General features: G+C 72.4%; 15 protein-coding genes. 8 read left to right on the forward strand and 7 right to left on the reverse strand.

The window, feature by feature from the left end; genetic code table 11:
- Positions 1–134 precede the first annotated feature (134 nt).
- Positions 135–3,794, reverse strand: coding sequence for a low temperature requirement protein A (locus tag V6U89_RS24235; RefSeq protein WP_334573766.1), 3,660 nt, complete (start codon positions 3,792–3,794; stop codon positions 135–137).
- 73 nt (positions 3,795–3,867) lie between these two features.
- The gene (locus tag V6U89_RS24240; RefSeq protein WP_334573768.1) at positions 3,868–4,188 is read right to left on the reverse strand and encodes a low temperature requirement protein A; all 321 of its coding nucleotides are present in this window, start codon (positions 4,186–4,188) and stop codon (positions 3,868–3,870) included.
- Positions 4,189–4,474: 286 nt separating this feature from the next.
- On the opposite strand from V6U89_RS24240, the gene V6U89_RS24245 reads away from it, so the two are divergent.
- The 4 genes from V6U89_RS24245 to V6U89_RS24260 all read left to right on the forward strand — a co-directional run bounded on the left by V6U89_RS24245 (position 4,475) and on the right by V6U89_RS24260 (position 11,036).
- Entirely contained in the window at positions 4,475–6,100 is a 1,626-nt protein-coding gene (locus V6U89_RS24245; protein WP_334573771.1) for a glycoside hydrolase domain-containing protein, read from the forward strand.
- 220 nt (positions 6,101–6,320) lie between these two features.
- Positions 6,321–6,920, forward strand: a complete 600-nt coding sequence (locus tag V6U89_RS24250) for a hypothetical protein (protein WP_334573775.1) — start codon at positions 6,321–6,323, stop codon at positions 6,918–6,920.
- A 161-nt stretch (positions 6,921–7,081) separates the two neighbouring features.
- Positions 7,082–10,216, forward strand: coding sequence for a glycosyltransferase (locus tag V6U89_RS24255; protein WP_334573777.1), 3,135 nt, complete (start codon positions 7,082–7,084; stop codon positions 10,214–10,216).
- A 340-nt stretch (positions 10,217–10,556) separates the two neighbouring features.
- Positions 10,557–11,036 (forward strand): hypothetical protein, encoded by a 480-nt coding sequence (locus V6U89_RS24260; RefSeq protein ID WP_334573780.1) that lies wholly within the window; start codon positions 10,557–10,559, stop codon positions 11,034–11,036.
- 89 nt (positions 11,037–11,125) lie between these two features.
- Here the strand turns inward: V6U89_RS24260 and V6U89_RS24265 are convergent, their stop codons facing one another.
- From V6U89_RS24265 to V6U89_RS24275, 3 genes are read right to left on the reverse strand one after another with little or no spacing between them, the layout of a single operon-like run.
- On the reverse strand, positions 11,126–11,779 hold the full coding sequence (locus V6U89_RS24265; RefSeq protein ID WP_334573782.1) for a response regulator transcription factor: 654 nt from the start codon (positions 11,777–11,779) through the stop codon (positions 11,126–11,128).
- Positions 11,776–13,008 (reverse strand): ATP-binding protein, encoded by a 1,233-nt coding sequence (locus V6U89_RS24270; protein WP_334573784.1) that lies wholly within the window; start codon positions 13,006–13,008, stop codon positions 11,776–11,778. Before V6U89_RS24270 ends, V6U89_RS24265 begins: the two co-directional genes overlap by 4 nt.
- The gene (locus V6U89_RS24275) at positions 13,005–13,556 is read right to left on the reverse strand and encodes a hypothetical protein (RefSeq protein WP_334573787.1); all 552 of its coding nucleotides are present in this window, start codon (positions 13,554–13,556) and stop codon (positions 13,005–13,007) included. The genes V6U89_RS24270 and V6U89_RS24275 overlap by 4 nt, the downstream gene beginning before the upstream one ends.
- 117 nt (positions 13,557–13,673) lie before the next feature.
- On the opposite strand from V6U89_RS24275, the gene V6U89_RS24280 reads away from it, so the two are divergent.
- Together V6U89_RS24280 and V6U89_RS24285 are read left to right on the forward strand one after the other, a co-directional pair.
- Complete coding sequence (locus tag V6U89_RS24280) at positions 13,674–14,588, forward strand: ABC transporter ATP-binding protein (RefSeq protein ID WP_334573792.1); 915 nt, start codon at positions 13,674–13,676, stop codon at positions 14,586–14,588.
- Entirely contained in the window at positions 14,585–15,607 is a 1,023-nt protein-coding gene (locus V6U89_RS24285) for an ABC transporter permease subunit (protein WP_334573795.1), read from the forward strand. The genes V6U89_RS24280 and V6U89_RS24285 overlap by 4 nt, the downstream gene beginning before the upstream one ends.
- Positions 15,608–15,772: 165 nt before the next feature.
- On the opposite strand, the gene map is transcribed toward V6U89_RS24285, so the two are convergent.
- Entirely contained in the window at positions 15,773–16,591 is an 819-nt protein-coding gene (gene map, locus V6U89_RS24290) for a type I methionyl aminopeptidase (RefSeq protein ID WP_334573797.1), read from the reverse strand.
- Positions 16,592–16,667: 76 nt separating this feature from the next.
- Between map and V6U89_RS24295 the strand changes: the two genes are divergently transcribed.
- Together V6U89_RS24295 and V6U89_RS24300 are read left to right on the forward strand one after the other, a co-directional pair.
- The gene (locus tag V6U89_RS24295; protein ID WP_334573801.1) at positions 16,668–16,934 is read left to right on the forward strand and encodes a helix-turn-helix domain-containing protein; all 267 of its coding nucleotides are present in this window, start codon (positions 16,668–16,670) and stop codon (positions 16,932–16,934) included.
- Positions 16,935–17,113: 179 nt separating this feature from the next.
- Positions 17,114–17,503 (forward strand): VOC family protein, encoded by a 390-nt coding sequence (locus tag V6U89_RS24300; protein WP_334573803.1) that lies wholly within the window; start codon positions 17,114–17,116, stop codon positions 17,501–17,503.
- 54 nt (positions 17,504–17,557) lie between these two features.
- Here V6U89_RS24300 and V6U89_RS24305 read toward each other — a convergent pair whose 3' ends face one another.
- Positions 17,558–17,989: a DUF6223 family protein gene (locus V6U89_RS24305; protein ID WP_334573805.1), complete on the reverse strand. Its 432-nt coding sequence runs from the start codon at positions 17,987–17,989 to the stop codon at positions 17,558–17,560.
- Positions 17,990–18,246: the final 257 nt, after the last annotated feature.

The following is an 18,246-nucleotide window of genomic DNA, read 5'->3' on the forward strand; positions in this document are numbered from 1 at the left end:
TCGTCGAGTGCCCGGAGCACCATGTTTCCCCCACAGGCAGGAGCAACGGTGAATGAGGCACGAGCCTAGGGACGACGGATGCGAATAAACTGACGCGTAAGTGCGGATCGAGTGCCGTCGCCGATCGCTGTCGGTCAGGGACGCGACGTGACCGCCGCGAGCAGGCCGGCCAGCCGCCGACCGGTCCGGGTCTGCGCGTACGGGATCAGGGCCAGCGCCTCCTGCCACGTCCGCACCGCGGCGTCCTGGTCGCCGGCGGCGGCGAGGGCGTCGCCGAGCAGCGCCAGGACCTCCGCGGCCGGCGCCGACGCCGAGGCCTCCTGGTAGGCGACCGCCGCCTCGCGCCAGCAGTCGACCGCCTTGCCGGGCTCCCGGCGGACGGAATGCACCTGGCCGAGCACCTCCCACGCCTCGGCGATGCCCAGCCTGTACTGCGCTCCGCGCGACAGCGCCATCGCCCGCTCGGCGCAGCGCAGGGCCTCTTCCGCCCGGCCCAGTTCGGCGTAGCTCGCGGCCATGATCACCAGGACGTCCGCGAGCAGCTTGTCGTCTCCGGCCGCCCATGGCCCCAGCGCCGCGGAAAGCGCCCGGACGACCTCCTCGTGTCGCCCCTGGGCGCTCAGAATCATCGCCCGATTGATCCCGGCCCGGGTCATCTCGTCGTACAGGCCGAGCCGGGCGAGCAGCTCGACCGCCTCATCGAGATGCCCGACCGCGCTCTCGTGCTCGTGCCGGAAGTAGGCCGCCCCGGCCAGGCTGCGGTGCATCCGGGCCTGCCCGACGAGGTCGCCGCCCGTTCGGGCGGCCTCGAGTGCCACCTCGCCGGTCGTCGTCCAGTCGGCCCACCGGCCGCTGCGTTCGAAGAAGTGCTGCATGCCCAGGGCGAGCTGCCAGGCCTCGGTGTGCCGGCCCTGCCGGGCGGCCCGGCCGACCAGCGCTATCAGGACCTGCCGCTCGGCAGTGAACCAGCGCATGGCGTCGCCGTGGCCGGCGAAGCGCAGCGTGGTCTCGCCCGGCCCCGGCTCGATCATCGGGTGGTACTCGGAGGCCAACAGCCGTCGGTGCGCCTGATAGCCGCTGGCCCGGTAGAACTGCAGGCAGCGCAGCTCCGCGGCCGCACGCTCGGCCGGGCTGTCGTTCTCCTCGCCGAGCTCCGTGGCGTAGGCCAGCAGCAGGTCGTGGGTGCGGTAGCGGCCTGGCGGGTCCTCGCGGATCAGGTGCGCGCGGCTCAGCTCACCGAGCAGTGCCCGCGCGCTCCGCAGCGGGACGCCGGCCAGGCCCGCCGCCCCGGCGATCGAGATGTCGGGGCCGGGGTGAATCGGCAGCAGCCGGAAGAGTCGGGCGGCCGGGGCGGAGAGTGCCCGGTAGGACCAGGAGAAGATGGCCCGCAGGCCGGTCTGCGGGTCCTCGCCGTCAAAGCCGTCCAGGCTCCCGGGCGCTCGGGCCAGCTCGGCGGCGATCTGCGCCGTCGGCGTCCGCGGCAGGCTCGCCGCACGGGCGGCCACCACGGCCAGCGCGAGCGGCAGCCGCCCGCAGCTGGCGATGATGGCGTCGATCGCGGCCGGGTCCGCCGCGACGCGGCCGGCGCCGAGCGGCCCCAGGAGCGCCGCGCGGGCCTCGTCGACGCTCGGCAGGCCGACCGGCAACGGGTGGGCGCCGGCCGTGGTCAGCAGCGTGCTGAGCCGGCTGCGGCTGGTGACGATCACCAGACAGCCGGGGCTGCCCGGCAGCAGGTGCCGGATCTGCTCGGCGTCCCGGCAGTTGTCGAGCACGATCAGCAGGCGCCGGCCGGCAAGGCGGCTGCGGTACAGGCCCGCCTGGGCGTGCAGCTCGGCGGGAATGCCCTCCTGGGGCACCCCGAGCGAGCCGAGGAAGCCGCGTAGCGCCTCGGCCGGGCTCATCGCCGGCTCGCGCCCGTCGTATCCGCGCAGATCGACATAGAGCTGCCCGTCCGGGTAGGCCGCGGCGAACCCGTGGGCGAGGTGGACGGCGAGGGCGGTCTTGCCGATCCCGGGCATGCCGTCGATCGCGAGCACCGCCGGCCCGCCCGGGCGCGCGACCGCCGCGCGGGCCTCGGCGAGGAGGTCGTCCCGGCCGCTGAAGAAGGGCAGGTCCGGCGGCAGCTGCGCGGGCCGGGGAAGGGGCGACGGCGACCCGGTACGCGCCGGCCGGGTGCGCTGGTGCAGCAGCCGGTCGTACGCCTCCCGCAGCTCCTCGCCAGGATCGATGCCCAGGTCCTCGGCGAGCCGGCGGCGCACCACCCGGTATGTCTCGACGGCTTCCGCCTGGCGGCCGTCGGCGGCGAGCGCCAGCAGGAACCGGGCCTGCAGCGACTCGTCGAGCGGGTGCTGCTCGGCGGCCTGCCGCAACGGCGCCAGCACCGCGCTCAGCCGGCCGCAGCGCTCGGCGGCGTCGGCCGCCTCGCGCACGGCCTGGGCGCGTTCGGCCTCCACCGCGAGGAACGCGGGATGCAGGCGGGAGGCCGGTTCCAGGCCCGCGGCGCACCGGCCGCGCCACAGCCGCAGCCCGTCGAGGGAATGCCGCAGCGCCGACTCCGGGTCGCCGTCCTGCAGGCTCCGGCCCGCCAGCCGGCTCAGCGACCGGAACTTCAGCAGGTCGAGGGAGTCCTCGGCGGCGCGCAGCCGATAGCCCGAGAGCTCCCGGAGGATGTGCCGGCCCGCCGACCTGGTGGGCAGGCCGGGCTCGAGCAGCCGCCGAAGCACCCCGACGTGCCGGTGCACGACGTTCGCGGCGCTGGCCGGGGCCTCCTCGTCCCAGAGCAGGTCGACCAGCTCGGCCAGGGAGACCGGTGAGCCGGCCCGGGCCAGCAGCAACGCGAGCACCAGGCGCTGCTGGCGGGCGCCCAGACGCAGTTCGGCGCCGGCGCGGACGACTCTGAGCGAGCCGAGCACCGAGAAGTCGATCGTCTCGTCCGCCTCCGCCCGCACACCGGCAACGGTAACCGGCGATCCGCCACCGGGACCTTGCGACCACCGGGCCTCCGGGACGCGACGGGAGCGGCGGGGCCGACCACTCCTCGTTGACCGCCGCGTCGCCGCCACGTCACTGAATGAGATACACCGGGCCGTCGCCGGTCGTGCTCGTACGCGTGGCGGCAACGGCGCCCCAGGTGGGTGTCCTCTGGCGCGGGCCGCGTCGGAGATGGCGACGCCAGCGAGTACGGCGGTGGCGGCGACGCCGCCCAGCAGCGGCGGCACGTGCACCATCGCCGGTGTCAGGGCGGCCAACGCGAGCAGCCCGATCAGCCGGTTACGGGACACGCGGGTGAAGACCGTGTATTCGAAAGCAGCCCGCCCGGCGAGGAACAGCGCGGGTCCGCCGAGCATCACGGCGAGCCAGGCCGGCTGGCTGTGCCCGAGTGGACGAGTGATGAAGAGTTCCGCGCCGACGGCGGTGAACACGACGCCGGCCACCATGGCCAGGTGGGTGAATGACACGGAGCGGGCGAGGCGGGCAGGGTCAGGGGCCGCTGCGATGGCTGCGGACAGCAACTCCCCGGCGCGGTAGATGTAGATCCGCCACAGCAGCACGGTGATCGTGATCGACACGATGAGGGCCGCGGTGCGGTTGGCCGCGAAACCGGTGCCGCGGAGCGTCAGTCCGATCACCAGGACCACCTCGCCGAGCGCGATGATGAAGAACTGCCGATATCGTTCGGCCTGATGCTCGGCCACGCTCGGTAGCAGTGCGGTGGGCGTGCGGCCGATCCCCGGCGTGGGGTGCCGCAGCGCGTATGCGGCGTAGTCCAGGACCACGGCCAGGGTCCACAACACCGCGCGGGCCGTAGAGCGATCACCAGGAAGATTTCGCGGCCGATGTGGATGGCAACGTACGCGCCCGCGAAGATCAGCCCCGCTCGCTGAACACCTCGGGCAGCGCGACCGCCATCACGAGGGCGCCGATCATGATCCCGATGGCCAGGACCTGGACCTCCGGCCGCTGCGGGTCGAACAACTCGGTTGTCCAGGCCGTGGTGAACCACACCCACCAGACGGCCAGCAACAGCACCAACGTCTGGAAGGCGCCGCTCCACGCGAGATTCTGAACCAGCGCGTACGAAAGCTGTGCGAGCGCGAAGACAAAGGCCAGATCGAAGAACAGTTCCAGGTACGTGGCCCGGGGATCTCCCCGCCCGCGCAACAGCCCGCGTGCCCTACCGGTCGTCATAGGCCCGCCCGTTCTGCCGGATTTGTACCAGGCCGAAGCAGTCATATCACGCCGGCACGCCTCCCCACGGCAACCAACAGCAACGGCAGTAGCCGGGCGTCCTCAGGTCGGGGAGTTCGAGCAGACCCAAGAGCTCTGCCGTCGGGGCATGAGCCGGTCATCGACCTCGGAACGCCTCCAGGCAGCCGCCGAATCAGTCCGTTCAGCCCTGGTGAAACGGTGTCTGACCTGGTCCGCTGAGGGATAGGACCACTCGGTTGGTCATTGGACCGGAATCGAGGCCGGCATGGACAGCAGGTATCTCCCTCGACATGCGCGCCGCCTGAGCGGCGCCCTCCTGGTCAGCGTCGTCACCCTGCTGGCGTTCGCCGGAGCGGCGCCGGCCTCCGACCGCACCATCGCCGCCCCGGCCACCGCCGTCAACCCGACAGCGGCCGCGGTGACGGGCCCGTCGCCCGGCACGTTCACCGGACTGGGCTTCGACGCCTGCACCGCCCCGTCGACCGAGACCATGCAGGCGTGGCTGGCCGCCTCGCCCTACCGGGCGATCGTCATCTACTTCGGCGGTGTCAACCGCGCGTGCACCCAGCCCAACCTGACCGCCTCGTGGGTCGCCGCGCAGCAGGCGGCGGGCTGGCATCTCGTGCCGATCTATCTCGGGTTGCAGGCGCCGTGCACGACGTCCACCAAGCGCTATCTCATCGACGCGGCGAACGCGGCGGCGCAGGGACGCGCACAGGCGGACGACGCGGTCGCACAGGCGAAGGCGCTGGGCCTGGCGCCGGAGAGCGTACTCGTCTTCGACATGGAGGCGTACCGGACCGACGATCCGGCCTGCCGCTCCGCGGTGCTCGCGTTCATGAGCGCCTGGACGGCGCGACTGCACGACCTCGGCTACCTCTCCGGCTTCTACAGCAGCATGGCCTCCGGGGTCGCCGACCAGGTCGCGGCCTACCACACCGCCGGCTACGTCCGCCCCGACTACCTGGACTTCGCCCGCTGGGACGGAGTCGCCACCGTGTCCGACCCGGCGATCCCCAGCTCGTACTGGTCTCCGCAGCGCCGGATGAAGCAGTACCGAGGCGACCACAACGAGACGTGGGGCGGGGTGACGATCAACATCGACAACGATTACCTTGACGTCGCTCCCATCCCGGCGAGTCCCTTCGGGGACTTCACCGGCAACGGCTGGTCCGACCTGCTGAGCCGCCAGCCCGCCACGGGCAACCTGTATCTCTACCCCGGCAACGGGACGTCCCTCGGCATCCGCACGACCGTCAGCACGGGATGGAACGGCATGGATGTCATCATCCGGACGGACTTCACCGGGGACGGGCACGGCGACGTCATCGCCCGCGACAAGGCGACCGGCTACCTGTGGTTGTATCCGCACACGCCGTCGGGGTGGGGCAGTCGGATCCGCCTCGGTACCGGTTGGAACTCGATGCGCGAGATCACCCCCGCCAACGACGTCAACCGGGACGGCCACCGGGACGTGCTCGCCGTGCAGACCTCCACCGGATACCTGTACCTGTACCCGGGCCGCGGCACGTCGTTCGGTCCACGAACGAATCTCGGAACCGGCTGGAACACGATGGACGAACTCACCGGAGTCGGCGACTTCAACCGCGACGGCCACCAGGACCTCATCGCCCGGCAGAAGTCGACCGGCAACCTCTTCCTCTACCCGGGGCGGGCAGGCGGACTCGGTACGAAGCTGCAGCTCGGCACCGCATGGAACAGCATGCGTGACCTCGTCGGCGTCGGTGACTTCAACCGCGACGGCTATCCGGATCTGCTCGCCATCGAGAAGTCCACGAGCTACCTGTACCTCTACCGCGGTCAGGGCACGAGCTTCGCCGCCAGGATCCGGCTCGGTGTGAGCTGGGGCGGCATGCAACCCCTGCTGTGAGGTACCGCCGCCCACGAGCGGCGGCACTCAGGTCCTGTTCCGTCACTCAGAGTCATGGCTCATTCCACCTTGGTGCCCTGTTCAGTCGCTCAAGGTCTTGACGTCCTGTTTGGTGTAACTATGCCCCGAAATTCGAATGTGCAGATAGTGGTACATCCACGAACCGCTTGATTGCTCAATCAGGACATATCCGTCGTAGCCGGACTCGTAGCCTCGACCGGTGCCCTTTCGCATCCCTTTCGATGAACTCCCCCGTCGCCCGCAGGTCGCTTCGCCGACCCTCCCCTCCGGACCGCTTCCACCGGTATTCGTCGACGTCACCGGAACCCGCCGCCGACGGATCGGATGGGCGGGATTCCTGGTCGCCCTCGCGTCGCTGACGTACCTGCCGATGGCCGCGAGCGGCCTGCTGCCCGGTCCGCCGGCGCCGGCACAACCCGAGCCGCTCACCGTCGGCGGCGTTCCGGTCGATCGCAGCGGACGCCCGCCGGCCAGCAGGCCATCGCCACTCGACGCCGCATACCCACAGCGGACCGAGGGGCCTTCGGACAAGGTGGACCGGCCACCGCGCCCCGCCCGTCAGGAGCGGGAGCCCCACCAGCCGGACCTGCCGCCCCAGCCGCGCGACCCCGCACTCGACGGGCCTGAACTCGACGCGCCTCCGACCGCCGACAGCAGCGAACCGGCACCGGTCACGGCCTCGCCGGCCCTGCCCGTTCCCGGCCGGGAGGCAACGCCGTCGACCCCCAGAAGCAGCGAACCGGCACCGGTCACGGCCTCGCCGGCCCTGGCCGTTGCCGGCCCGGAGGCGATCAGGTGACCGTTCTGAGTCGCCCTCTCGCCGGTGGCCCACCCGGGCGACGCCGGTCCGGCCGCGCCGGTCGGTGGACCGGCCGGTTCGTCTGCGCGTCCCTGCTGACGGTGGTCGTGTGTGTGCTCCTGGTCGAGGCGTACGCGAACGCGGGATTCAGACCCGACCACGTGGGCGAGTCCGAAGACCAGCTCATCGTTCCGCCGGACATCCTGAGCGGCGGCCCGGTCCTCGACGTGCGCGGCGAGCAGGCCCGGTCCTACCGGATGCCCGCGAAGACCATCGCACTCACCTTCGACGACGGGCCGGATCCCACCTGGACCCCCAAGGTGCTCGACGTCCTGCGGCGGCACCGGGCCAGGGCCACCTTCTTCGTGATCGGTTCGCAGTCGGCCCGGCACCGGGACCTGGCCCGGCGGACCGTCGCGGAGGGGCACGAGCTCGGTGTGCACACGTTCACCCATCCGGACGTGAGCGTGCTGCCGAGCTGGCGGCAGCGGATGGAGTACGCACAGACCCAGATGGCGATCGTGGACGCTGCCGGCGTACGCACCAGCCTCCTGCGCTTTCCCTACTCGTCGCTGCCCAGCGCTGTCGACGACGCCAACTGGCCGGTCATCCGGGCGGCCGCCCGACTCGGCTACCTGACCGTGGTGAACGACGTCGACAGCCGGGACTGGGCCCGCCCCGGCGTGGACGCGATCGTGCGGAACATGACGCCGGCCGAGGGTGCGGGTGCCGTGGTGCTGCTGCACGACGCCGGCGGCGACCGGTCGCAGACCATCGCCGCACTGGACAGGTTCATTCCCCTGATGCAGGCAAGGGGCTACACCTTCACCACGGTGAGCGACGGGATGAACCGGGCGCGGCCGGGGGCGGAAGCCTTCGTCGGCAACGTCCCGGCGTCGACCGTGGACCGCTGGCAGGCGGCCCCGATCCGCTGGGCGATCGTGCTGGCCGATGCGATCCTGCGCGGTCTGGCCGTCCTCTTCGTGGTGGTCGGGGCGCTCATGCTGGCCCGGACGCTGCTGCTGGTCCTGCTCGCCCGCAAACTTGCGCGGCGACGGCGGATGCACCGCTGGCCCTGGGGGGTCACCACCGCACCGGTGTCGGTGATCGTGCCCGCCCACAACGAACGGGCCGGCATCGTTGCCACGGTTCGTTCTTTGGCCGCCAACGACCACCCGGGCATCGAGGTGATCGTGGTCGACGACGGTTCGACCGATGGCACGGCCGACCTCGTCGACGCGCTCGGCCTCGACACCGTGCGGGTCATCCGCAAGCCCAACGGAGGCAAGGCGAGCGCCCTCAACACCGGTCTCCTGTACGCCTCGCACGACATCATCGTGACCGTCGACGCGGACACCGTCTTCGAGCCGGACGCGATCCGCAGGCTCGTCGAACCGTTCACCGATCCACGGATCGGCGCGGTGGCCGGCAACGTGAAGGTCAGCAACCGGCACGGGCTGCTCGGCCAGTGGCAGCACATCGAGTACGTCATCGGCTTCAGCCTGGACCGCCGGTTCTACGAGACGCTCGGCTGCATACCGACGGTGCCGGGGGCGATCGCCGCCTTCCGCCGGCGCGCCCTGACGGGTGTCGGCGGGATGAGCGGCGACACGCTGGCCGAGGACACCGACGTCACCATGGCGGTCCTCCGTGCCGGTTGGCGGGTGGTGTACCAGGACCGCGCCCGCGCCTGGACGGAGGCGCCCGCGTCGTTGGGCGACCTGTGGCGACAGCGCTGCCGGTGGAGCTACGGCACCCTGCAGGCGATGTGGAAGCACCGGGGCGCGGTGTTCGACCGCGGCACCTCGGGCCGCTTCGGCCGCTTCGGCCTGCCCATGCTCGCCCTCTTCGGCGTGGTGCTGCCCCTGCTCGGTCCGGTGCTCGACCTGCTCGCCCTGTACGGGCTCTTCTTCATGGACACGAAGACGACGGCCGTGGCGTGGGTAGCGATGCTGGTCGTGCAGGCCCTCACCGCGGCGGTGGCCTTCCGGCTCGACGGGGAACCGCTGCGCCCGCTGCTCACCCTGCCGATTCAGCAGTTCGCCTACCGCCAGCTGATGTACCTGGTCCTGGCCCGGTCCGTGGTGACGGCGGTGACCGGCTCCCGCCTGGGTTGGCGCAAGGTCAAGCGCGCCGGCGACGTCGTGGGCCACCATGCACCCGCGCCGACGGACGGTGGCACCGGAAGACACCCGGTCCGGGACCGCTGGTTCGACACGCTGCGGGCCGTGGCGCTGGGCCGCGTCGTCGTGTACCACATGTTCGGCGCCGCCTGGTTGAGCTTCGTCTTCCCCGCCATGGGGGTGATGTTCGCGCTGGGTGGTTCGCTGATGGCTGCCTCGCTCGACCGGTCGCCGAACCGGGCGGTCATCGGCCGCCTGCGTCGCCTGCTGCCGGCCCTGTGGGCGATGGGGCTCGTGCTGGTGCCGGTGATGCTCTGGCACGGCTGGTCCGACCGGCCGGCCTGGCCGGCGCTGTTGAGCTGGCTGGTTCCACTGGTGCAGCCCCCGGGCAACGAGTGGGCGGCGGACGTGACGGGGGTGCTGTGGTACCTCGTGGCGTACCTGTGGCTGGTGCTGCTCTCCCCCGTGCTGCTCGCGGTGTACCGGCGGTGGCCGGTCGGGTCCGTACTCGTCCCGCTGGCCGCCGTGGTGGTGCTGCAGACCGCTGACCCGTCACCCGGCGGGCCGGTGGGGTCGGCGCTGACCGACCTGACCACGTTCGGCGCGTGCTGGTTGGTGGGTTTCGCGCACCGCGACGGCCGGCTGCGGCGGCTTCCGCTGTCGGCGCTGCTGGCCGTCGCAGCCGGGTGCCTGGGGTTCGCGCTCGGCTGGCTCGCCACCCACCCCGGCCAGGGCCTGGACCTCAACGACATCCCCGTCGCCCAGGCGTTCTGGTCGCTGGCCTTCGTGCTGGTCCTGCTCCGGGTCACGCCCTCGATGGGCTGGCTGACCCGGATCCGGCCGCTCGATGTGTTGGTCACGGCGTTGAACAGCCGGGCCCTGACCATCTACCTCTGGCACAACGCCGCCATCGCGGTCTGCTTCGCCATCGGCGACGGCCTGGGCCTGTGGCAGCGGGGCCAGCTGGGCTACCTGGCGGTGGCGCTGGTGATCCTCGCCGGTGTGGTGCTGGCCCTGGGCTGGATCGAGGACGTCAGCGCTCGGCGTCGGCCCCGTCTGCTGCCCTGGGTACGTCCCACGAGGGTGCCCGGGCGCGCGCAGTGGGCCGGAGAGCACCCGGGCGACGTCACCGCGGCGGACGTGCGGCAGCAGGAGGCGGCCGCCATGCGATGACCAGGCGACACGTACGCCGCATTCATGCGAAAACGTAACATTCAGTTAATTTTTTCGTATCATTGACTCACGTTGTCGAGCCTCCCCCACCAGAGGTCCGGGGGGTGCCGACACCGGGGGCGACGCGCCGAACGACGGCGGCGGACGGTTGCCCGGCGGGTAGGACGCCGCCGCGGGCCCGACTGGACACGGACACGATCCGTCCGGACGCCCGCGAGCGGGAAGACGGTGACTTGGGTGGTCACCACGGCCGGCACGAGCCTTCGCCCTCCTACGGGGCCCGTGCCGGCCATCTACCCGGGGCGTCGGCGAAAGGCCCTGAAGGCGGAGAGGAGACAGCATGTCGTATCCACCGAGCACGCCGACCGAGCGGGCACTGTGGAGCGCCGTGGTGGACGGGGTCCGCGCGGCCGGCACGGCGGATCGGGCGGGTTTCGAGGCGGCGGTGAGCCGCCTGCGACGCCTGCCCCGACCGTGGGCGGACCAGGTCCTCGACCACACCGCCGAACTGCTGGCCGAGGAACTCGGCCCGCCCGGGTCCGTCCACTGGCCGCTCCCGGTGCCGCCCGGAGCCGGGCTCGCGCCGTGGGCACGGGCGGACCCGGGCCTGCTCGCCTTCCTCTCCCGACGCCAGCATGGACGACCGGCGCCGACGCCCGGTGATCCGGAGGAGACGGCGCGTCGGCTGCTGTTGATCACCCACCTGGCCCTCGCGGCCCAGGTGGGGGTCGGCGCGTTTCTCGATGTGGCCCTGGTCGGCTCCGGCCCGTCCTCCCGGCCGCCGTCCGGACTGGTCCCGCACTGCCGGCTCGGACGCTGACCGAAGACCCGCGTTCCCGGCTGGCGAGGGGCTGTCGCAGATCCGGGGCCGGTCACGTCACGTCGCCGCGGAGCCCGCGGTCCTGTCCCTCAGGTGCTCTCCACGATGCGGTTCTCCCACGCCCACGCGGCGATCTCGACCCGGTTGCGGGCGTCCAGCTTCGTCTGGATCCCGGAGACGTGGCTCTTGACCGTGCTCAGCGAGATGAAGAGCTCGGCGGCGATCTCGCGGTTGGTGCGTCCCCTGGCGATCTCCCGGACCACCTCGAGCTCCCGGTCGGTCAGCGTGGCGGGCTTGCCGGTGGCCGGCCGGACATCTGATGTGACGTGCCTGAGCAGCCGCAGGGTCACCGCCGGGGACACGAGCGCGTCGCCCTGGTGGGCGGCGCGGACCGCCTCGACCAGCAGCGCCGGTCCGGCGTCCTTGAGGATGAAGCCGACGGCGCCGTAGCGCAGCGCCCCGTAGACGTACTCGTCGAGGTCGAACGTGGTGACCACGACGACCCGCATCGGGTGGGAAACCTGGGGTCCGGCCAGCGCCCGGGTCACCTCGATGCCGTCGAGCCGGGGCATCCGGATGTCCACCAGGCACACGTCCGGGCGCAGCCGGCGGGCCTGGGCGATCGCCTCGACACCGTCGGCGGCCTCGGCGACCACGGTGATGTCGGGCTGGTTCTCCAGGATGAGCCGCAGGCCGCCGCGGATCATGGCCTGGTCGTCGGCGAGCAGCACGCGGATCGTCATCGTGCCGTCCCGGTGGGCAGGGGGAGGGTGGCGAGCACGGACCAGCCGCCGCCGGCGCGGGGCCCGATCCGCAGCTCGCCGCCGAGGCTCTGGACGCGTTCCCGCATGCCGATCAGACCGTACCCACCGCGGTGCCCGTGCCGGGCGGGCGCGGACGGGGAGTCGTCCGCCACCTCGACCGTGATGCCCTCGTCGTCCTGGCCCACCGTGACGGTGACCGACCGGGCGTGCGGGGCGTGCCGGGACACGTTCGTCAGCGCCTCCTGCACGATCCGGTAGACGGTGCTGGTCACCTCGGGCGGCCAGTCTCCCGTCCGCTCAGGCATCCGCAACCGCACTGGTGGTCCCTGGCGGGTGAACCGGTCGACGAGGATGTCGAGCCGCTCGGGCCCGAGCGAGGCGGGCGCCGCGTCGGCGGTGTCGCGGAGCAGGCCGACCACCCGGCGCATCGCGGCGAGCGCGTCGGAGCCGGCCGACTCGATGCCGGCGAGGGTGCTGGGCAGCTTCTCGGGATGCCTGCCGGCGACCAGTTGGGCCGCCTGGGCCTGCAGGACGATACCGGTGATGTGGTGGGTGACGACGTCGTGCAGTTCGCGAGCCAGTTCCAGCCGCTCGTCCCGGCGTACCTCCTCGGCGGTGGCGTGGTTGCGGGCGTCGACCAGGCGCAGGGAGAGCCCGACCGCGACGGCGGCCAGCCAGGCCAGCCCGGCAAGGCTCGCGACGGCCGCGATGCCCGGGGACGGGCGGGCGGCGACCTGGCTGGCCACCACGATCCCGAGTCCGGCGGCGGCCGTGGTCGCCGCCGGCACGGGAGCGAGGGCGCGCACCGCCGCACCGACCAGCACCGCCAGCGCGAGCGCCATCGCCGGACCCGGCTCGGCCGGCAGGTCGGCCAGCCGGGCGACCAGCACGGTCAGCGCGGTGATGGTGAGCCCGGCGGCGGCGAACCAGCCCCGATGCCACCGGCGGGCGAGGGCGAGCAGGCACACCACCGCGGCGGCGACCCCGCCGAACAGCCAGTACCGCGCGCCCCAGCTCTGCGCGATCGCGACGGCCTCGACGAGGATCGCCGCCAGGAAGGCGCCGCCGAGCGCCACCTCGGCGGCGGCGCCGGCGAGCCGCTCCCCCGTCACCCCGCCGAGACTACGGAACCGGCCCGTCCGGACCGTGCCGTCCCGCCGGCCGGTGCCGGCCGGCGGCGGGACGTGCTGCAGGCGGGACACGATCACCGGGCCCGGGTGGGCCGCGACCACGGCGAGGGCGCCGGGACGGTGGCGGGACGCTGCCGCGCGCTGGCGGCGCGCAGGGTCAGCCCGGCCGTCACGGCGGCGAGCCAGCCCAGCGCGTCCAGCAGGGTCACCGCCGTGAACCCGCCCTGGTTGTCCCGGGCGGAGAGCCAACTGCCGACGACGACCAGCAGACCGCCGGCGCCGATGGCGGCGGCCGTCCGAGCCGGCAGGGTCCGGACGGCGGAGCCGACCAGCACCGCCAGCGCCAGCCCGGTGACCGGGCCCGGCTCCTGCGGCAGCTCGGCGACGCGGGAGACGACGACCGCGAGGGCGGCGACCGTCACGCCGGCGACCGCCGTGCGGAACCGGTCCGCGCCACGCATCAGGGCCAGCAGCGAGACGAGCGTCCCGACCACGCCGTTGACGACGGCGTACCCGGCGCCCCAGCTGTCCGAGATCAGGTACGCGGTGCAGGCCAGACCCAGGACGAGCACCACACCGAGGCCGACGGTGAACAGGATGCTCGTTGATCGACTCGACTCGTTCATGCCTGCCAGGCTAGGAAAACCGTGGGCCGGGCGAACCAGTCAAAAGTACGGTCGGGCCGGCCGCGAACCGTGCCGCAGACCGATGATCCGCCGCGGCCTGCCGCGCAGGATGTGGCCATGCCACACGACTCCGGACCGGTCCTGCAAGCCGAGGGCCTCACCAAACGGTACGGTCGCCACACCGCGTTGACGGACTGCACCCTCACCATCCCGAGGGGGCGGGTGATCGGCCTGGTCGGCCCGAACGGCGCCGGCAAGTCCACACTGCTGCAACTGGCGTGCGGGCTCATCGCTCCGACCTCGGGCACCCTGCGGGTCCTCGGCGCACCGCCCGCAGCCGACGCGACACACCTGGCCAAGGTGGGATTCGTCGCCCAGGACACCCCGGTCTACGGGACCTTCACGGTCGCCGAGCACCTGCGGATGGGCGCCCGGCTCAACCCCGGCTGGGACCAGGGCCTCGCCGACCGACGGATAGTCCAGGCCGGGCTGGACCCGGGGCAGAAGGCGGCCGGCCTCTCCGGCGGGCAACGCGCCCAGCTCGCTCTGACCATCGCCGCGGCGAAGCGGCCCGAGCTGCTCATCTTCGACGAGCCCGCGGCCGCGCTCGACCCGCTGGCTCGCAACGTCTTCCTGCAGAACCTGATGGAGTCCGTCGCCGAGCTGACGGCCAGCGCGATCCTCTCCTCCCACCTGCTCGGCGATGTGGAACTGGTCTGCGACCACCTGATCGTGCTGTGCGCCTCGCGGGTCCAGATCGCCGGTGACGTGGCCGAGCTGCTGGCCGGTCACCACCGGCTGATCGCGCCGCGGGGGGTGCTGGATCAGCTGCCTCCCGACGTCGAGGTGATCGGGATGGAGCACACCGACGGACACAGCCGGGCGGTGGTCCGTGCGCCGCGGCTGCTGCCCGAGGCGGCCTGGACGGTCGAGCCCGTCGGGCTGGCGGAACTCGTCCTCGCGTACCTGCGCCGCGCCGCCGGCACGCCCGCCGGCTGCGTCCCGACCAGCGCCGGGGAGACGTTCCGATGATCTGGATGAGCGTGCGGCAGTTCCGCGCCCAGGCACTCGCGGGCATCGTCGCCCTCGCCCTGCTCACCGCCTACCTCCTGTACCTCGGTCTGGACATCCGGGCGGCGCGCGACGGCTACCTCGCCCAGTGCCGGCCGCAGGGCGACTGCACCCAGGCGCTGGCCCAGTTCGCCACCGACTACGAGAACCTGCTGCTCTTCCTGGCCGGGCTGCTCGGGCTCGTCCCCGCCGTCCTCGGCATGTTCTGGGGCGCGCCGCTGATCGCCCGCGAACTGGAGGCCGGCACCCACCGGCTGGTCTGGAACCAGAGCGTGACCCGCCGCCGCTGGCTGCTCGTCAAGCTGCTCGTCGTCGGCGTCGGCAGCATGGTGGCGGCCGGCCTGGCCAGCCTGCTGCTCACGTGGGCGGCCAGCCCGGTCGACGCGGTGGCCGACGCCCGGTTCAGCACCATCGTGTTCGGCGCGCGCAACATCGCACCCGTCGCGTACGCGGCGTTCGCCGTCGTCTGCGGCGCCGTCGTCGGGCTGCTCACCCGGCGTACGCTGCCGGCGATGGCGATGACGATGCTGGCCATCCTCGTGATCCAGTTCGCCGAGCCGAACCTCGTCCGGCCGCACCTGATGCCGCCGGTCACCACCGACAAGGCGATGACCGAGGACGCGATCAACGAGGCGCGCGGCCTGGGCAGCATCACCAACGGCGCCAGCGTCAAGGGCCTCACCGTCCCGGACGCCTGGGTGACCGACGTCAGCGACCTGCGTACCAGCGACGGCCGCACCCTGGACAGCCGGACGTTCGACGACTGCCTCTCCGCCCCGAACGACCCGGCGGTGCCGGCCACCGGCAGGTTCGGCGCGGCCGCACGCTGCCTCGGCGACCTGAACCTGCACGTGGCGATCACCTACCAGCCGTACCACCGCTACTGGCGGTTCCAGGCTCTGGAGTCGGGGCTCTACCTCCTCCTCGCCGGGCTGCTGACGCTCTTCGGCCTCTGGCGGGTTCAGCGCCGGATCACCTGACCGGCGACGTCCCTCGGCGGACGACTGCGGAGCCCTGGCCGGACACGGGGCCGGCCAGGGCTTTGCAGGGAAGCGGACGCTGCTTGAGCGGTGGGCTCCGGCGTGCGGCGGGGACTTACTCAGGAAGCTGCGGCAGGCCCCTCACGCCCCGAGGCGGGCAGCGGGTCAGGAGGATGCGGCGGGCTTCCTGGTGGGGTCGGCCGAGGAGGCGCCGTCAGTGGGACGGCGGGTCAGGACCTGGGGGCCGAAAGCCGTGATGGCGACCGTGTGTTCGGAGTGGGCGGTGCGGGAGCCGTCGGCGGAGCGGATCGTCCAGCCGTCGTTGTCGAACCTGATTTTGTCGGTGGAGCGGCAGAACCAGGGCTCGATGGCGATGGTGAGGCCGGGGCCGAGTCTCAGGCCTCGGCGGGGGCGGCCGTTGTTGGCGACGTGCGGGGCCTCGTGCATGGTGCGGCCGATGCCGTGGCCGCCGAACTCGGCGTTGACGCCGTAGCCGTAGGAGTGGGCGACCTCGCCGATCGCGGCGGAGATGTCGCCGAGGCGGCCGCCGGGCTGGGCGGCGCTGATGCCGGCCTCCAGTGCGACCTCGGTGGCCTCGATCAGCCTCAGGTCGGCCGGGTCGGGGGTGCCGACGACGACGGAGAGCGCGGAGTCGGCGACCCAGCCGTCGATGCAGGCCGCCATGTCGATGCTGAGCAGGTCACCGTCCCGCAGGACATAGTCGTGCGGCAGGCCGTGCAGCACCGCGTCGTTGACCGACAGGCACAGCACGTTGCGGAACGGGCCCCGGCCGAACGAAGGGGCGTAGTCCCAGTAGCAGGATTCCGCGCCCCGTTCCTTGATCCGGCGGCGGGCGTGGTGTTCGAGGTCCATCAGGTTGACGCCGACCGCGGCGACACCACTCAGCTCGGCGAGCAGCTCGCCGACGAACTGGCCGGTCACCGCCATCTGGCCGATCTCCTCGGCGGACTTGAGCTCGATCACGACAGCCTCCCCCTCTGCATGCGGTATTTTTATACCACGTGAGGTCGGGGCTGCTCCGGAGGGATATCCTGCTGGCATGGTTCGCCAACCACTCACCGCCGAACAGATCGCAGCGGGCCAGCGCCTCGGAGTCGCCCTCCGGGCCGCGCGGGCCGGCCGCAGCCTCGTCGAGGTGGCCCTGGCAGCCGGCATCTCCCCCGAGACGCTACGCAAGATCGAGGCGGGCCGCCTTCCCGCACCGGCGTTCGGCACTGTGGTCTGCCTCAGTCAGGCCCTCGACGTCCCCCTCGGCGACCTGGCCGACGTGTGGCTGGCCGACATGCGCATCCGCCAGGCGTCCTAGAGACCAGCCGCCCACGTACTGATCCGTTTTAGGCTTCGTGCGGGCTTGCCCGGTGTGATGGCTGGTCTTGGCGGCGGTGCTGGTGGTGGTCGAGACCGAGGGCCGGTCTTCGCGGCTGGGAACGGGCAGCCTGCCGACCGTCCACAGTTGCCCTGCCCGCTCTTGAAGGAGATCCACTCGTGACAGCATCCGACCAGTACGCCAACGTCCGTTACCTCGTCGATGACGTCCAGACGGCCGTCGACTTCTACACCACCCATCTCGGCTTCACCCTCAACACCAGCGCCGCGCCCGCGTTCGCTGACGTGCTGCGCGGCCCGCTGCGGCTGCTGCTGTCCGGGCCGGCCAGTTCCGGCGCCCGCGCCACTCCCCACGACGCCACCAGCCCGGGCCGCAACCGCATCCACCTCATCATCGACGACCTGGACGCTGAGATCGACCGACTCCGTGGCGCGGGGCTGTCGTTTCGCAGCGAGCCGGTCTCCGGGCCCGGCGGGCGGCAGATCCTGCTCGCCGATCCCGCCGGCAACCTGATCGAGCTGTTCCAACCCGCCACGCCAACCACCTGACCGCAGCCCGCCGTGAAAGCTCCACCGGCGTTCGGGCCGGTGGTGGAGACGCGGTCAGCCGGTCAGCCCCGTGCGGCGGGAGCGGGCCAGGCCCAGCCCGCCGAGGACCATGGCGATCAGCCCCACCACCAGGGCCACGAAGCCGCCGACTATTCCGCCGCCGGTACCGGGACCACCATCGGCGCCGGCAACCACCAGCCCGCCGATGACCACGGCGGCCAGCCCCGCCGCCAGGGCCACGACGTGCCCCCTCTTTCCGGTGCCGGTGCCGATACGACCGGCGGACCGGGCCAGAGCCAGCCCACCGATGACCACACCGACCAGCCCGAGCAGCGCGGCCACCAGGGACCAGAGACGCCCGGCGGTCAAGGTGTAGGAATCGGCGGCGGCCGGCTGGACCAGGACGTACGCGGCCGTCGGTGTGGCAGACCCGAAATCTCCGTGCATGGCGGCTTCGGCGGCGGCAAGCAGGTGACGGACGGACATGGGGTGCTCCTTCTCTTCTTGCGACTGGACGTCGCCTGATCCTGTCCGCTGGACCCACCGCCGGTCGTCGTGCGGACGCAGGCAATTCGCGCTGCCGCCGATGCCGTAGCCGGCTGCCGCGGCTGCCGCAGGCGCCGCGAAGGTACTGCGGGCGCGGTATGCCGCCACTCGTCCGCGAGCCGGATTCGCCGGCAGCGGCGTCCGGCTAGGGTGCGCGCATGGACAGAGGACGGTTCGATGTCCCGGCCGGGGTCCGA

The organism is Micromonospora sp. CPCC 206171, from assembly GCF_036906755.1.
In the GTDB taxonomy this organism is placed as follows: Bacteria; Actinomycetota; Actinomycetes; order Mycobacteriales; family Micromonosporaceae; genus Micromonospora; species Micromonospora purpureochromogenes.

Coding starts and splice junctions, on each gene's coding strand:
- V6U89_RS24240 (WP_334573768.1), bottom strand. CDS start 4,188: ATGACGACCGGTAGGGCACGCGGGCTGTTGCGCGGGCGGGGAGATCCC.
- V6U89_RS24280 (WP_334573792.1), top strand. CDS start 13,674: ATGCCACACGACTCCGGACCGGTCCTGCAAGCCGAGGGCCTCACCAAA.
- V6U89_RS24285 (WP_334573795.1), top strand. CDS start 14,585: ATGATCTGGATGAGCGTGCGGCAGTTCCGCGCCCAGGCACTCGCGGGC.
- V6U89_RS24295 (WP_334573801.1), top strand. CDS start 16,668: ATGGTTCGCCAACCACTCACCGCCGAACAGATCGCAGCGGGCCAGCGC.
- V6U89_RS24245 (WP_334573771.1), top strand. CDS start 4,475: ATGGACAGCAGGTATCTCCCTCGACATGCGCGCCGCCTGAGCGGCGCC.
- V6U89_RS24275 (WP_334573787.1), bottom strand. CDS start 13,556: ATGAACGAGTCGAGTCGATCAACGAGCATCCTGTTCACCGTCGGCCTC.
- V6U89_RS24305 (WP_334573805.1), bottom strand. CDS start 17,989: ATGTCCGTCCGTCACCTGCTTGCCGCCGCCGAAGCCGCCATGCACGGA.
- V6U89_RS24260 (WP_334573780.1), top strand. CDS start 10,557: ATGTCGTATCCACCGAGCACGCCGACCGAGCGGGCACTGTGGAGCGCC.
- V6U89_RS24265 (WP_334573782.1), bottom strand. CDS start 11,779: ATGACGATCCGCGTGCTGCTCGCCGACGACCAGGCCATGATCCGCGGC.